At 74.3% G+C, this 13,880-nt stretch carries 12 protein-coding genes and 2 pseudogenes; 2 read left to right on the top strand and 12 right to left on the bottom strand.

Going from position 1 to position 13,880, the window contains the following annotated elements:
- Nucleotides 1-159: 159 nt before the first annotated feature.
- Together ACZ4W5_RS00935 and ACZ4W5_RS00930 are read right to left on the bottom strand one after the other, a co-directional pair.
- Nucleotides 160-900 (bottom strand): response regulator, encoded by a 741-nt coding sequence (locus tag ACZ4W5_RS00935; RefSeq protein ID WP_360229961.1) that lies wholly within the window; start codon nt 898-900, stop codon nt 160-162.
- 41 nt (nt 901-941) lie between these two features.
- On the bottom strand, nt 942-2,672 hold the full coding sequence (locus ACZ4W5_RS00930) for an ATP-binding protein (RefSeq protein WP_465651857.1): 1,731 nt from the start codon (nt 2,670-2,672) through the stop codon (nt 942-944).
- A 175-nt stretch (nt 2,673-2,847) separates the two neighbouring features.
- Between ACZ4W5_RS00930 and ACZ4W5_RS00925 the strand changes: the two genes are divergently transcribed.
- Nucleotides 2,848-4,254: a cation:dicarboxylate symporter family transporter gene (locus ACZ4W5_RS00925; RefSeq protein ID WP_360229810.1), complete on the top strand. Its 1,407-nt coding sequence runs from the start codon at nt 2,848-2,850 to the stop codon at nt 4,252-4,254.
- Between the two features lie 188 nt (nt 4,255-4,442).
- Here the strand turns inward: ACZ4W5_RS00925 and ACZ4W5_RS00920 are convergent, their stop codons facing one another.
- From ACZ4W5_RS00920 to ACZ4W5_RS00890, 7 genes and pseudogenes are all read right to left on the bottom strand, one after another.
- A complete protein-coding gene (locus ACZ4W5_RS00920) occupies nt 4,443-5,408 on the bottom strand; it encodes a hypothetical protein (RefSeq protein ID WP_360229812.1) in 966 nt (321 codons plus the stop codon).
- A gap of 176 nt (nt 5,409-5,584) precedes the next feature.
- Nucleotides 5,585-6,193, bottom strand: a complete 609-nt coding sequence (locus tag ACZ4W5_RS00915) for an RNA polymerase sigma factor (RefSeq protein ID WP_465651854.1) — start codon at nt 6,191-6,193, stop codon at nt 5,585-5,587.
- A 340-nt stretch (nt 6,194-6,533) separates the two neighbouring features.
- The gene (locus tag ACZ4W5_RS00910; RefSeq protein WP_465651852.1) at nt 6,534-7,133 is read right to left on the bottom strand and encodes a GTP-binding protein; all 600 of its coding nucleotides are present in this window, start codon (nt 7,131-7,133) and stop codon (nt 6,534-6,536) included.
- A gap of 76 nt (nt 7,134-7,209) precedes the next feature.
- Complete coding sequence (locus tag ACZ4W5_RS00905) at nt 7,210-7,620, bottom strand: DUF742 domain-containing protein (RefSeq protein ID WP_360229965.1); 411 nt, start codon at nt 7,618-7,620, stop codon at nt 7,210-7,212.
- Nucleotides 7,621-7,721: 101 nt separating this feature from the next.
- The gene (locus ACZ4W5_RS00900; protein WP_360229816.1) at nt 7,722-8,132 is read right to left on the bottom strand and encodes a roadblock/LC7 domain-containing protein; all 411 of its coding nucleotides are present in this window, start codon (nt 8,130-8,132) and stop codon (nt 7,722-7,724) included.
- Complete coding sequence (locus ACZ4W5_RS00895) at nt 8,129-8,488, bottom strand: hypothetical protein (protein ID WP_465651850.1); 360 nt, start codon at nt 8,486-8,488, stop codon at nt 8,129-8,131. Before ACZ4W5_RS00895 ends, ACZ4W5_RS00900 begins: the two co-directional genes overlap by 4 nt.
- Nucleotides 8,489-9,084: 596 nt before the next feature.
- Nucleotides 9,085-9,516: pseudogene (locus ACZ4W5_RS00890) on the bottom strand (ATP-binding protein); the annotation flags it as partial.
- Between the two features lie 340 nt (nt 9,517-9,856).
- Between ACZ4W5_RS00890 and ACZ4W5_RS00885 the strand changes: the two are divergent.
- A complete protein-coding gene (locus ACZ4W5_RS00885; RefSeq protein WP_465651848.1) occupies nt 9,857-9,988 on the top strand; it encodes a hypothetical protein in 132 nt (43 codons plus the stop codon).
- Nucleotides 9,989-10,074: 86 nt separating this feature from the next.
- Here ACZ4W5_RS00885 and ACZ4W5_RS00880 read toward each other — a convergent pair.
- The 3 genes and pseudogenes from ACZ4W5_RS00880 to ACZ4W5_RS00870 all read right to left on the bottom strand — a co-directional run.
- A pseudogene (locus tag ACZ4W5_RS00880) lies at nt 10,075-10,893 on the bottom strand (nitrate- and nitrite sensing domain-containing protein); the annotation flags it as partial.
- A gap of 255 nt (nt 10,894-11,148) precedes the next feature.
- Nucleotides 11,149-12,069 (bottom strand): MHYT domain-containing protein, encoded by a 921-nt coding sequence (locus tag ACZ4W5_RS00875; protein ID WP_465651846.1) that lies wholly within the window; start codon nt 12,067-12,069, stop codon nt 11,149-11,151.
- A 350-nt stretch (nt 12,070-12,419) separates the two neighbouring features.
- A complete protein-coding gene (locus tag ACZ4W5_RS00870) occupies nt 12,420-13,784 on the bottom strand; it encodes a cytochrome P450 (RefSeq protein WP_465651844.1) in 1,365 nt (454 codons plus the stop codon).
- Between the last annotated feature and the right edge of the window lie 96 nt (nt 13,785-13,880).

Below are 13,880 nucleotides of genomic sequence, written 5' to 3'. Positions count from 1 at the left end.
CGCCAGCACCCGCGCCGCCCCGTCCGGACCAACGAACGAGGGCACCGAAAGGTAACGGGCGGCGCCCCTCCACCATCAGCGCCCCTTCGTCACCGCCCCTTCGTCACCGCCCCCGTGTCACCGTCCCGCCGTCACCGCTCCCGTGCCATCGCCCCCGTGTCACCGCCCCTTCCAGCGGTAGCAGAGCTCCGGCCGCCCCACACTCCCGTACTGCGGCTCGCGCACCGCCCGTCCGGTGTCCACCAGGTGCTCCAGGTACCGCCGCGCGGTGATCCGGGACACCCCGGCAGCGGCACCGGCGGCCGCCGCCGACAGACCGGTCGACGCCTCCCGCAGCACCGAGGCCACGGTGTCCAGGGTCGGCGCGCTCAGCCCCTTCGGCAGCGAGTTGCGCTCGGGCGTGCGGAGCAGGGCGAGCGCCTGGTCGACCTCGTCCTGTCCGGTCGCCTCGCCGGTGCGCCCGAGGCTGTCCCGGTAACGGGCGTAGCGCTCCAGCCGGTCGTGCAGCGCCGCCGCGCTGAACGGTTTCAGCAGGTACTGCACGACCCCCGCCGAGACCGCCTGTCGCACCATGGCGAGGTCACGGGCCGAGGTGACCGCGATGACGTCGGTGGCATGCCCGGCCGCGCGCAGCGTGCGGCACAGCTGGAGGCCGTGGCCGTCCGGCAGGTAGAGGTCGAGCAGGGTGAGGTCGACGGGCGTCCCGGCGGCACGGGCCCGCTCCAGGGAGCGCAGCGCGTCGGCGCAGCTGTGCACGGTGCCGATGGCGCGGAAACCGGGCTCGCGCTCGACGTACAGGGTGTGCGCGGCGGCGGCCACCGGGTCGTCCTCCACGACCAGGACGGAGATCCCGCTCCGGGCGGCCGCGCCGGAGGCGCCGCCCGCGCCGGTACCGCTCATGCCGCTGCCGCCCGCGCCAGGGCCGCTCATGCCGCTGCCGCTCACGCCGGGGCCCCTTCCTGGTCGAGCTCCCGTACCCGGCCGCCGGTCAGCGGCAGCCGTACGGTGAGCACCGCGCCGCGCTCGCGGCCGACCTCGACGGTGCCGCCGTTGCGCCGGGCGGCCTGGGCGACCAGCGCCAGGCCCAGGCCGTGTCCGTGGCCGTCCTGCTTGGTGCTCCAGCCGCGCCGGAACACGTCCTCGACGGCGGCCGGGTCGATGCCCGCACCGGTGTCGGCAACCCGCAGCAGCAGACAGGCGACCCCTCCCCCGCCATCACCGCCCGCACCGACCGCACCATCGCCGGCCCCACCGCCGTCGATCCGCGCGGTGACGGTGACCTCCGGCGCGCCCGGGCTCTGCGCGGCCCCGGCGATCGCGGCGTCCACCGCGTTGTCGATCAGGTTGCCGAGGACGGTGATCAGGTCCCGCGCGGAGAGCCCGGGCGGAAGCACCCCGTCGTCGATCCGGCTGTCCTCGGTGAGGGTCAACTCCACGCCCCGTTCGGCCGCCTGGGCCGCCTTGCCGAGCAGCAGCGCCGCCAGCACCGGCTCGCCGACCGCGGCGACCACCCGGTCGGTGAGCTGCTGGGCGAGGGCGAGTTCGGCGGTCGCGAACTCCACCGCCTGTTCGTGGCGCCCGAGTTCGATCAGCGAAACGACGGCGTGCAGCCGGTTGGCGGCCTCGTGCGCCTGCGCCCCGAGCGCCTCGGTGAAGCCGCGTACGGAGTCCAACTCTCCGCTCAGCGACTGCAGTTCGGTGTGATCGCGAAGGGTCACCACCCGGCCGAGACCGGTGCCGATGGTGGAGGTGTTGAGCACCACGACCCGCTCGGCCGTCAGGTGCACCTCGTCCCGGACCGGCTCCTCACCGAGCACGGCGGTCACCAGGGCCTCCGGCAGCCCGAGATCGGCCACCGGGCGTCCGTCCAACTCGCCTTCCAACCCGAGCAGTTCACGAGCGGCGTCGTTGCACAGCACCACCCGGTGCGCCCGATCGAGCAGGATCAGCCCCTCCCGCACCGAGCGCAGGGTCGCCTGGTGGTACTCGTAGAGGTGGCTGAGCTCGTCCGGCCGCATGCCGTGAGTGTGCCGTCGCAGTCGGGAGTTGGCGAGGTAGGTGCCCACCCCGCCGAGCGCCAGCGCGGCCACCGCGACCCCGACCAGGGCGAGCAGCGGCCCGCTCAGCTGCGCGGAGATCGAATCCAGCGTCAGCCCCACGCTGACGAGCGCGACCACCCGGTGCTGGTCGTCCCACACCGGGGTGACCACCCGGACGGACGGACCGAGCGTGCCGGTGTAGGTCTCGCTGCGGGTCTGCCCGGCCAGTGCCCAGTCGATGTGGCCGAGATAGCGCTTGCCGATCTGCTCGGGCAGCGGGTGGGTCCAGCGCACCCCGTCGGTGTCCATGACGGTGATGAAGGAGACCCCGACGTCCTGGCGCACCCGCTCGACGTACGGCTGGAGCACCGCGGTCGGATCCGGTCCGGCGACGGCGGACCGCACGGACGGGGAGTCGGCGACGGCGTGGGCGACCGAGGTGACCTCGCGGCGGGCCGCGTCCGCGGTGCGCTCGGCGGTGAACAGGTACGCCAGCACCGCGCCGCCCGCCACCACGGCGGCGACGATGACCACCTGGACGACGAACAGCTGCCCGGCCAGGCTGCGGACCAGCCGACGCGGCGGCGGGAGCCAGCGGCGACGCGAGCGGGTGGGGGCGGTGCTCACGGACATGCCTGCCAGTGTGCACCACGGCCCCGCACACCCGGGGGGCTCCGGGCACCCCGGGTCGTTCCCGTCCCGCCGTGAACTCTATGAACGCAAACGTGACCTCCGTCACGCCCGGACCTCATAGTCGGATCGGCCCACCACCCGGGGCCGCCAGGACTGCAGGGCGAAGGAGCCGCAGATGTCGACCACCGAGACCGCCACGGCGGGGGGACCCAGACGCAAGGACCGGACCCACTACCTCTACCTCACCGTGATCGCCGCGGTGGTCGCGGGCGTGGTGGTCGGGCTGGCCGCCCCCGGCTTCGCCGTCGAGCTGAAGCCGATCGGCACCGGGTTCGTCAACCTGATCAAGATGATGATCAGCCCGGTCATCTTCTGCACCATCGTGCTGGGCATCGGCTCGGTCACCAAGGCCGCGAAGGTCGGCAAGGTCGGCGGCCTCGCCATCGGCTACTTCCTCGCCATGTCGACCATCGCCCTGGCCATCGGCATGGTCGTCGGCAACCTGCTGGAGCCCGGCGGCGGCCTGCACCTGACCGCCGCGCTCGCCAAGTCCGGCCACGCCCAGGCGACCGCCGGCGGCGCCCAGTCGACCACCGACTTCCTGCTCGGGATGATCCCCGACACCCTGTTCTCGGCCCTCACCCAGGGCAAGGTGCTGCAGACCCTGCTGGTCGCACTGCTGGCCGGCTTCGCCCTCCAGGCGATGGGACCGGTCGGCGCCCCGGTGCTGCGCGGCGTCGAGCACCTGCAGCGGCTGGTGTTCCGGATCATGTCGATGATCATGTGGGTCGCGCCGATCGGCGCCTTCGGGGCGATGGCGGCGGTGGTCGGGGCGACCGGCGTCGACGCGCTGAAGAGCCTCGCCGTGATCATGATCGGCTTCTACGTCACCTGCGCGCTGTTCGTCGTCGTGGTGCTCGGGGCCCTGCTGCGCCTGGTCGCCGGGGTCAACGTGTTCGCGCTGCTCAAGTACCTCGGGCGCGAGTTCCTGCTGATCCTCTCGACCTCCTCCTCCGAGAGCGCGCTGCCCCGCCTGATCGCCAAGATGGAGCACCTGGGCGTCAGCCGCCCGGTCGTCGGCATCACCGTGCCGACCGGCTACAGCTTCAACCTCGACGGCACCGCGATCTACCTCACCATGTCCTCGATCTTCATCTCCGAGGCGATGGACAAGCCGATGTCGATCGGCGAACAGCTCTCGCTCCTGGTCTTCATGGTGATCGCCAGCAAGGGCGCGGCCGGGGTCACCGGCGCCGGGCTGGCCACCCTCGCGGGCGGACTGCAGTCGCACAAGCCCGCACTGGTGGACGGGGTCGGCCTGATCGTCGGCATCGACCGGTTCATGTCCGAGGCCCGCGCCCTCACCAACTTCGCGGGTAACGCCGTCGCGACCGTGCTGATCGGGCACTGGACCGGCGAGCTGGACGCCGAGCGCGCCCGCCGCGTGCTGGACGGCGAGCTGCCCTTCGACGAGCTGACCCTGGTCGACGGCCACGGCAGCGCCGCCCCCGAACCGGAGGCCGTCCCCGTGGCGCCCGTGACGGCGGCCACGACGGCAGCCACGACGGCAGCCACCGTCTGAGCACTCCCACGACTCCCCGGTCCGGCGCCACCACCATCCCCGGAAACGGCGCCGGACCGGGGGCTTCCCATTTCCGGCGGCGCCCGTACCGGGCCGGCGCTCGCGGATCCGCTCGGGACTCCTGACAGGGGCCCTGTCGGAACTTCCGCCAGAACTCCAGATCTCCAGAACTCCCGCCAGAACTCCTGTCAGAACTCCTGCGAGCCGCTGACCGCCCAGGCCACCCCGCTGGCCGGGTCCTCCAGCGCCACGTGCAGATGGCGCAGCCCGGCGGCCGGCTCATGCCAGGTGAAGCAGCGCATCCGGGCCACCAGGGCGTCCACCTCCCGGCGGTTCGGACCGTCCGCCCCGGCCATCGCGCCCAGCGCCCGCCAGAGCCTCAGCCGCCCGTGGGCGCAACCGTGCGTCCGGCCCACCGCGGCGGCCTGCACGAGCGCCGGGTAGGCGAGCGCGAACGGCAGGAACCCGCCGAGCACCCGCCGGCCCCGGGCCAGCACTGCGGCCGCCGACGGGGCCGGACCGCGGACGCAGACCACCTCCGCCCAGGGCGCCAGCGCGGCGAGCTCCGCCAGGCCCCGGGTGACCCGCTGACCGCCCGGCCGGGCCGACGACCTCGGCAGGTCGACCTGGCCCAGGCCCTCCCGGCTGGCCGGCAGGGTCAGCACCGCGCTGCGCGCTCCCCCGCCGGGCAGGTACTCGCGCACCCGGGCGGCCTCGTCCCAGCCCGCCTTCTCCCAGGGCTCCAGGCGCAGCGGCACGCCCTCGGGGTCGGGCTCGGCACCGTAGGAGAGGTCCTCGCCGAGCAGCACCCGGGTGTGCGCCACCAGGCGGCGCACCGGGGCCGGACCGAGCAGCGGGGCCAGCCGCAGCCAGGAGTGGCGGGTCGCCAGCACCTCCCACAGCGGGCCGGCGTCGTGGTCCGCCACCCCGGCGGAGGTCCCCGCGCCACCGTCCGTGTCGAACAGCCGGACGGCCAGCTCGGGCGGCGCCGCGTAGGCGATCAGATGGCCGAGCGGCGCGGTCAGGGCCACCGCGGCCCGCTCACCGGCCTGCACGACGGCGGCCGCCCGGCCCTGCCGGTAGGCGGCGAGCAGCTCGGGCCAGCGACCGTCCTCGGCCAGGGCGCGGACGCTGTGGTCCTCGTACGTGATCACGATTTTCAGCGTACGGGCCGGGGTGGCGCATCAGCCGACTTGCCGTCGACTCGGTGCGTCGGGGCAGGTCGGCGCGTCGGGGGGTTCGGCACGTCGGGGGGCTGCGCTGGCAGGCGGCCTCGGCACTCGGACCCAGCGCTCGGACTCGGCGGGCGGCGGCTTCGGCGGGCGGGCCGTCAGGGGTCCTGCCGGCGCTCGTGCTCCAGGACGGCGCGCAACCGGCCGTGGGCGCGGCGGCGGGTGACGGCCAGGGTGCTGCGGTGCAGGCCGAGCAACTCGGCGGCCTCGTCGACGGAGTAGCCGTCGAGGTCCACCAGCACCACGGCGCGGGCCTGCTTGACGGTCAGGAAGCCGAGCAGGCGGACCACCTCCCAGCGCGCCTGCAACTCGGCCATCCCACCGGGCGACGGGCCGAACGCCGCCGCCCGCCCGTGTCCCGCGGCCTCGGCCGACTCCGGGAGCTCGCGCAGCGCCGCCCGACGGCGCTCCCGGCGCCACTGGTCGCGCAGGATGTTCGTCATCGTGGTGAACACGTAGGCGTACGGCTGCGGGTGGCTGAGGAAGCGCTCCGGGCGGCGGGCGATCCGCAGGTACGCGTCGTGGACGACGTCACCGGCGGCGAGCGGGCTCCCGGCGAGCATCGCCGCCGCCTGCTGGAGTCTGGGCAGCAATTCGGTGAACAACCGGTTGAAGTCCGCCGACCGGTCCGCCGGTTGGCCTTCCGTCGGCCCCGGGCCGAAGTCCTTGCGCGGTCCGCCCGCACACCGCTCGTTGCATTCCGCCATGCCGTTCTCCCCGGAAATCGGCACCCCGAACGCCCAGTTGGGACCGTTTCCCACCCCTACCGGACATGTTGTGACACAGGTCACATCATAAGCCGCCCTCTCACCCTGCGCAGTCATTCGTGTGCAACTCGTCATCAGCCGAACGGAGCGGGCGTCCACCTCCCCCCACCACCGGGCCGGCCGGAGGGCATGACCACTGACAGCTGACAGATAACAGATTTCAAAATCTGTTATCCGTCAGCTGTCATCTGTTTTCTGTTCGTTGTCATCTGTCACCTGTTCCCTGCCATCCGTTCGCCGTCTTCCGTCTTCTCCCGTCCGCCATCCCGTCCAGCCTCCGTCAGCCGCCGGTCGCCGCCGGCGAGACCTCTGCCAGCAGCCGGGCGGCGTGCACCCGGCCGGCGCGCTCGACCAGGTTGATCAGCACCTCCTTGCCGGAGGCGCGCTGCCGGGCGTCGCAGAGCAGCACCGGCGTACCGGGGTCCAGGTCCAGCGCGCGGGCGACCTCCTCCGGGCCGTACTCGCGCGTTCCGGCGAACCGGTTCACCGCGACGACGAAGGGGATGCCGCGGTGCTCGAAGAAGTCCACGGCGGGGAAGCAGTCGGTCAGCCGACGGGTGTCGGCGAGCACCACCGCACCGAGCGCCCCCTGGGCCAACTCGTCCCAGAGGAACCAGAACCGGTCCTGCCCCGGGGTTCCGAACAGGTAGACGGCCAGGCCCTCGCGGATGGTGATCCGGCCGAAGTCCATCGCCACCGTGGTGCTGGACTTGCGCTCCACCCCGTCCAGGTCGTCCACCCCGCGCCCGGCCTCGGTGAGCCGCTCCTCGGTGCGCAGCGGACGAATCTCGCTGACCGCGCCGACCAGCGTCGTCTTGCCGACCCCGAACCCGCCCGCCACCAGGATCTTGAGCGCGAGCACGGAGTCGGACTGGTCCACCGGACCCACCGGGGTGGACGGCCACCGGCTGATCGGGCGGCTCGGACCGGCGGGGTGATGACGGCCGGACGGCTGGTCAGAGTGCGCGGAGCCCATGGATGACCTCCTGGAGGATGCGTTCGTCGGGGAGCAGGGCGGGCGGGACAGGGCGGTTGACCCGGATGAGCCCGGCCGCCAGCAGGTCGCCGAGCAGCACCCGCACGACGCCCACCGGCAGGTCGAGGTCGGCGGCGAGCTCGGCCACGGACAGCGGTGTGCCCAGGCACCGGCGGAGGATCCGCGCCTGCTCCGGACCGATCGGCAGCTCGGCCGCGTCCGGTGCGAGCGCCGGGTCGGGCAGCTCGGACACCACCACGGCGATCAGGTCGAACTGCTGCTCACCGCTCCCGGTCCGGCCCCTGGTCATGGCGTACGGGCGGACCAGCGGCCCGGCCTCGTCGTCATACCAGTGGGCCCGGTGGGCGGCGGCGAGCGGGTTCCGGGGCAGCCGGTCGGGGTCGGCCCTCGGGTGCTCCGGATGTCGCTGGTGGTACGGGTGGAAGGCGTGCTCCGCCCGGTGGTCCGGGCGGTCCGGCTGGGGCACCGATCTCACCCTCCGTGCACCGTGCGGGGCGGGGCGCTCAGGTGCTCACCGACCCGGCGGACCAGTCTGGCCATCTCGTAGGCGACCAGCCCGAGATCGGCCCGCGCGGTGGCGAACACGGCCAGGCAGGTACCCTCCCCGGCCGCCGCGACCAGCAGGTAGCCGCCCTCCAACTCGACCATGGTCTGCCGGACTTCGCCCGCGCCGAAGTGCCGCCCGGCACCCTTGGCGAGGCTGTGGAACCCGGCCGCGACGGCCGCCAGGTGCTCGCCGTCCTCCCGGGCCAGACCGGCCGAACTGCCCATGGCCAGGCCGTCGGCGGAGAGCATCACGGTGAAGCGGACCTCGGGGGCGCGCTGGACCAACTCGTCGAGGAGCCAGCTCAGTTCCCCCGCGCGGTGGGTGGTGCCGATCACGACCGGTCTCCTTCGGTTCGGGTGTCGGGTCTCGCTCCGGGCCGGGCCTCCGGCCGGGCGTCGGGCGAGGTGCCGGGCCGGACTTCGGGCCGCTGGCCGCGCGCCCAGCCGTGCTGGAAGGCCGCCATCGCCGCCCGCGCCTCCTCCGGACTGCGGGCCACCGGCCCCGTACCGATTCCGCCCCCGGCTCCGGCGGTGACTCCGGCGGTGACTCCGCGGCGGCCGTACGGGGCGGCGGCGGGCGCCTCCCGCAGCTGCGGGGCAAGATTCGCCCGGCGCACCCGGCGCGGCAACTCCTCCGGACCGTCCACCGATCCGCGCTCGCCCGGCACCTCGCCCTGCGGCCCGCTCGGCAACGCGCCCGCCGACGGTGCGGAGGCGCCGTGCTGGGGCTGCGGCGGACCGGGGGGGGGGGGGGGGGGGGGGGGGGGGGGGGAGGGCGGAGGGGGGGCGGGGGGGGGGGGGGGGGGGGGAAGGCGCGCCCCCCGGTCTCGCCTCCCGGCGCCCCGCTCAGAAACACACCCGCCGACGGGGCGGGCCCGCGTGGCTGGGGCGGGGCAGGACGGGGCGGGGGGGGGGGGCCCCCCCCCCGCCCCCCCCCCGCACCCGGTCCGGCAGTCCGGGCACCGGAGGCCCGGAAGGGGGTGCGGTGCGCCGGCCCGGGGTCGACGCCCCGGACTCCGAACGGCAGCAGCGCCCCGCCCTCCGGCAGCGGCCCACCCGCCGCCGGAAGCTCTGTCCCCGCCACCCCGCTGCCCGGGAGGACGGGTTCCGCTCCGACCCCGGACGGATCCGGCACCCACTCGGGCTCCGGCTCCGGCGTGATGTCCAACTCCGGTACCGGCTCGTGGCCTTGTCCCGGATGGTCCCCCCGCTCGTCGGCCAGCAGCCCGGTGGGCAGCAGCACCACCGCGGTGGTGCCGCCGTACGCGGAGGTGACCAGGGAGACCCGGACGTCGTGCCGCCGGGCGAGCCGGCTGACCACGAACAGGCCGAGCCGGTCGCTGTCGAACAGGTCGGTCTGTTCGGCCGCGGCGATCCGCCGGTTGGCGGCGGCCAGGGCGGCCGGACCCATCCCGAGGCCGCGGTCCTCGATCTCCAACGCGTAGCCGTTGCCGACCTGTTCACCGCGGATGTGCACCCTGGTGTGCGGCGGGGAGAACCCGGTGGCGTTCTCGACCAGTTCGGCCACCAGGTGGGTGAGGTCGGCGACGGCGTGGCCGACGACGGCGGCGCGCGGCAGTGGGTGCACCTCGACCCGGGCGTACTCCTCGACCTCCGAGACGGCCGCCCGCACCACGTCCACCAGCGGCACGGGCCGCCGCCAGGCCCGGCCGGGAGCCGCACCGGAGAGGATGATCAGGCCCTCGGCGTGGCGGCGCATCCGGGTGGTCAGGTGGTCCAGCCGGAACAGGTCGGCGAGCTCGGACGGGTCCTCGGTGCGGCGCTCCATGCTGTCCAGCAAGGTGAGTTGGCGGTGCACCAGGACTTGGCTGCGGCGCGCGAGGTTGACGAACACCCCGGACACTCCCGACAGCACCTCGGCCCGTTCCACCGCCGCCGTGACAGCTGCCCGTTGCACGGTACCGAGCGCCCGGTGCACCTGGCCGATCTCGTCGTCGCGGCCCACCGGCCGGGGCGCCTCGGATTCGATGTCCACCTCCTCGCCAGCACGTAACTTCCGCATAGTGGACGGGAGTTTGCGCCAGGCAAGGTCAAGTGCCGTGTCACGCAGGCCGGTCAGCTCGGTGACCAGTCCGCGGCCGATCTGCACCGAGATCACCAGCGAGGCGACCACCCCGAGCAGCCCGAGCAGTACGGCGATCCCGGACGGGGTGAACAGGCCCAGTGCGTAAGGGTTCTGCTGTTCGGCGGCGAGCCGACCGGCCCGGTCCGCAACGTCGCGCAGCCCGGCGGCGACGTTCCCGGCCACCGCCGCCCACCGGTCCGCCGGCACCGCGGCGACGGCCGACCGGCCGTCGGCGGCGGTACGGACCTCCTCCTCGTAACCCACCAGTTCCCGGTGGTCAGGGCCGTCGGTGACGGCGAGCAGTGCCTCCCGGTCTGCCTGGCCGAGACCGGCGGCCGCGCCCTGCTCGAACGCGCGACGGGCGAAGGCCGCACCGGAGAACTCCCGCAGCTGTTCGCCACCCAGCCCGCCGGCGAGCTCGGCGGACCGCAGCAACGCGTCCTCACGGGACAGGAGTTCGCGGGTGCGGTCCAGCTCCGGCAGCACCCGCGAGTCGGCCCCGGGGTGGCCGTCACGCGGCGCGGCGACGGCGCCGGACACGGCCAACGCCCGGTCCACGGCCGCCCCGTACGCGGCGTACGCCTCGGACCAGCCCACGCTCCGGGTGAGCACCCTGCCGCGCAGTTCGGGCAGGGCGGCGAGCGCGGTGCCGAGGTCGTCCAGACGGGCGGCGGCGTCGGCGCCGAGGCCCTGGGCGTCGGCCCGGTTGTAGCCCCGGCCGGGGCGGCGCGGGTCGGGGAACAGCGGGGTGAGCGCCCGGTCGGTGGCGGCGGCGGCCTCGCGCAGGGCACTCTCCCGCCCCGCGGCGGGCACCGTCCCCGGGACGAGGCCCGGACCGGCCAACAGCTGTCCGGCGGCGGCGCGTTCGGCCTGCAGGCCGGCGACCGTGTCGGCGATGGGGGTGAGCAGGCTGCGCTGGGCGTCGCGCAGGCGCAGCAGGTCCCAGACGCCCTGGGCGGTGGTGACGGTGGCGAAGCCCCAGAGGGCGATGACAGAGACGACCGGGACCATCAGCAGGGCGATGATCCGGGCGCGCACGCTCCGGGGACGCAGCCCCCGCAGTCCGAACGGCCCGCGCAGCCCGCGCAGTCGGGGGCCGGGGCGCGACGAGCGGGCGGGCGGTCCGGCGTGGGCACCCCGGCGGGCGCCAGGGGTGGTGCCACGGACTTCTCGCATGGACGGGGGCCTTTCGGGCAAGGGCGACGGGGCTCGGGCGGCACGAACAGCCATAGGCGGCACGGATGGGCTCAGGCGGCGCAAGCGGGCTCAGGCCGCGCGGTCCCGGCCGTACGGATCCCGCCCGTCCGGGGCTGGGCCGGCCGGGTCGAAGCCGTCCGCGGCGGGGCCGTACAGGCTTGTGAGCGCGGTGCCCGAGGACGCGGCGCCCGGCTCGGTGCCGGGCCGGGCGGCGGGGTCGGCGAACTCCTCGATCGCCAGCTCCCCCGCTGTCAGGTCGCCGGCCCGCTCCTGGGTGGTCGGGGAGAGCGCGACGAAGGCGGAGGCCAGGAAGAGGAACGAGCCGAGGCCGACGGCGAGCGGGAAGACGAACTCCATCGGGCTGACCCCGCCCAACCCGGTCCGGGCGGGATCCAGTTGGACGTGGACGGCCGCCATGCCCGTGTAGTGCATGCAGCTGACGGCCAGGCCCATGCCCAGCGAGGCGGCGGCCGCGGCGTACCCGTTGCGGACGGTGACGGCGGCCCAGAGCGCGGCGGTGGCGGCACCGACCGCGACCAGAACGGAGAGCGCGACCGTCCCGCCGTCGTAGCGCAGCCCGCCGTGCATCCGGACGGCGGCCATGCCGAGGTAGTGCATCGCGGCGACGCCGACGCCGGTGGTGCAGCCGCCGCCCAGCAGAGCGAGGCCGCGGTGCCGGCCGTAGCAGACCACGGTCAGGCCGAGGCCGGTGACCAGTACGGCGACCAGCAGGCTCAGCACCGTGAGCGGCACGCTGTAGCGCAGTTCGGTTCCGTCGACGGCGAAGCCGAACATGGCGACGAAGTGCATGGTCCAGATCCCGGAGCCGATCGCGGCGGCTGCGGTGAGCAGCCAGTTCCGGCGGGCGGCGCCCGTGGCGGCCAGGCCGCGCAGGGTGCAGCGCAGCCCGAGGGCGGCACCGGCGCAGGCCATCGCGTAGGAGAGGACGGGGGTCAGCCAGCCGAAGCTGAACTGGTTGAGGGCTCCCATGGGACCTCCGGTCGACCGGTCGGGCCCGGGGCGGAATGCGGTACTCCCGGGCACCCCCGGCCGGGCGGACTGCATCCGACGGGCACATGGGCATGTGCGGCATATGCCCGTCGCATGTGCGCTTCCGGCCTGGGGTGCGTGGGACGCTATCGAGCGACTGGAATCGGCCAGGCGAAGATCTGAAAAGCTGCACGCGCGGCGCGGGCGCTGTGTTCGAATGGCCCGGTCCTGTGCCCAGCGGCACCCGGGGCCGACTGACAACGAACAAAAGACAGACGACAGATAACAGATGTTGAAATCTGTTATCTGTCGTCTGAAAGTTGAACTCTGAAACCCGTCAGCCGTTCCCGTCAGCCCTGCGCCGTGACCCGCACCCGCATCGCGCTCGCCGCCCGGAGCGTGATCCCCTGCACGAGCGCCACCCGCCGGTCCACCACCTCCAGGTCGAAGTCCCGCAGCAGCACCCCGAGGGTCAGGACCGACTCCAGCATCGAGAAGTGCTGCCCGATGCAGGCCCGCGGCCCGCCGCCGAACGGGAACCACGCGTAGCGGTGCCGCGCCTTCTCCTCCTCCGGCAGGAACCGGTCCGGGTCGAAGCGCTCGGGCTCGGCCCAGTGGTCCGGGTGCCGCTGGGTGACCAGCGGCGCGACCACGACCTGTGCCCCCGCCGGGATCACGTACCCGTCGATGACCGTCTCCTCGACCGCCCGCCGCCCGATCAGCGACGCCGCCGGAAAGAGCCGCATCGCCTCCTTGATCACCCGGGTGATGTACGGCAGTTGCTCCAGGTCCGCCGCCGTCGGCGCCCGCCCGGCCAGAACGGTCCGCGCCTCCTCCTGGGCGAGCTTGCGCTGCTCCGGGTGCTTGGCCAGCAGGTGCAGGGCGAAGGCCAGCGAGGTGGCCGTGGTCTCGTGCCCGGCGAGCAGGAACACCAGGACCTGGTCGCGGAGTTCGGCCGGATCCAGCCGCTCGCCGTCCTCGCCGCGCGCCCGGCCGAGCAGCGTCAGCAGGTCGTCTGCCTCCTCGTCACCGCCCCCGCGCGCCGCCCGCTCCGCGATGATCCGGTCGCAGACCTCGTAGAGCGCCCGCTGCGCCTCCAGGCCGCGCCGGTTGCCCGGCGTCGGCCAGGTGCGCGGGAACCGGACCGGCGCGAAGCCTCGCTCCTTGATGTACTCGCCGAGCACCGGGAAGCTGCGGTTCACCACCTCCACCGCTTCCTCCACGTCGGCGCCGAAGAGGATCCGGGCGACGGCCCGCAGCGCGAACCGCGACATCTCCTCCGCCGCGTCCACCACCCCGCCCGGAACCGCCCGCCAGCGCTCGGCGAGCGCCTGCGCCTCCTGGGCGAGCGCCTCCGCGTAGCCGTCGACCCGGCGACGGGTGAACAGCGGCTGGACCAGTCGGCGCTGATGCTGGTAGACCTCGTCCTGGCTGGTCAGCAGCCCGTTGCCGACACTGGTCCGCAGTTCGTCGTAGAAGCTGTTCTCCTTGCGGAAGTTCGCCGCCTCGCTGCCCAGCACCTGGTGGGCGCCCTCCGGCGAGAACACCCCGTAGAACTCGACGCGCAGCCCGGGCGGCCCGGCCACCATGCGCACCACGTCGCCGTGGTCCCGCCGGGCCGCGAGGTAAGTGCGCAGCGGACGGCGGGTGAGGTCGAAGAGCGACCCGACCAGGGGGTTCCCGGCCGGTCCGGGTATGGCGGCTGCGGTGGCCATCGGCACTCCTTCTGGGATTCCTCGGCGCTGACGCGCGCTCGCTGACCCTTCAACCTTACTGACGGGTATTCAGCCGAGGAAGCCGCGCGGAAGGAC

Source organism: Kitasatospora sp. NPDC029367 (assembly GCF_055569135.1).
Note: the sequence above shows the minus strand (reverse complement) of the source record. Positions and strands in the feature narration are given on the sequence as shown.

Coding starts and splice junctions, on each gene's coding strand:
- ACZ4W5_RS00915 (WP_465651854.1), bottom strand. CDS start 6,193: ATGGCGGAATGCAACGAGCGGTGTGCGGGCGGACCGCGCAAGGACTTC.
- ACZ4W5_RS00930 (WP_465651857.1), bottom strand. CDS start 2,672: ATGTCCGTGAGCACCGCCCCCACCCGCTCGCGTCGCCGCTGGCTCCCG.
- ACZ4W5_RS00935 (WP_360229961.1), bottom strand. CDS start 900: ATGAGCGGTACCGGCGCGGGCGGCGCCTCCGGCGCGGCCGCCCGGAGC.
- ACZ4W5_RS00870 (WP_465651844.1), bottom strand. CDS start 13,784: ATGGCCACCGCAGCCGCCATACCCGGACCGGCCGGGAACCCCCTGGTC.
- ACZ4W5_RS00875 (WP_465651846.1), bottom strand. CDS start 12,069: ATGGGAGCCCTCAACCAGTTCAGCTTCGGCTGGCTGACCCCCGTCCTC.
- ACZ4W5_RS00925 (WP_360229810.1), top strand. CDS start 2,848: ATGTCGACCACCGAGACCGCCACGGCGGGGGGACCCAGACGCAAGGAC.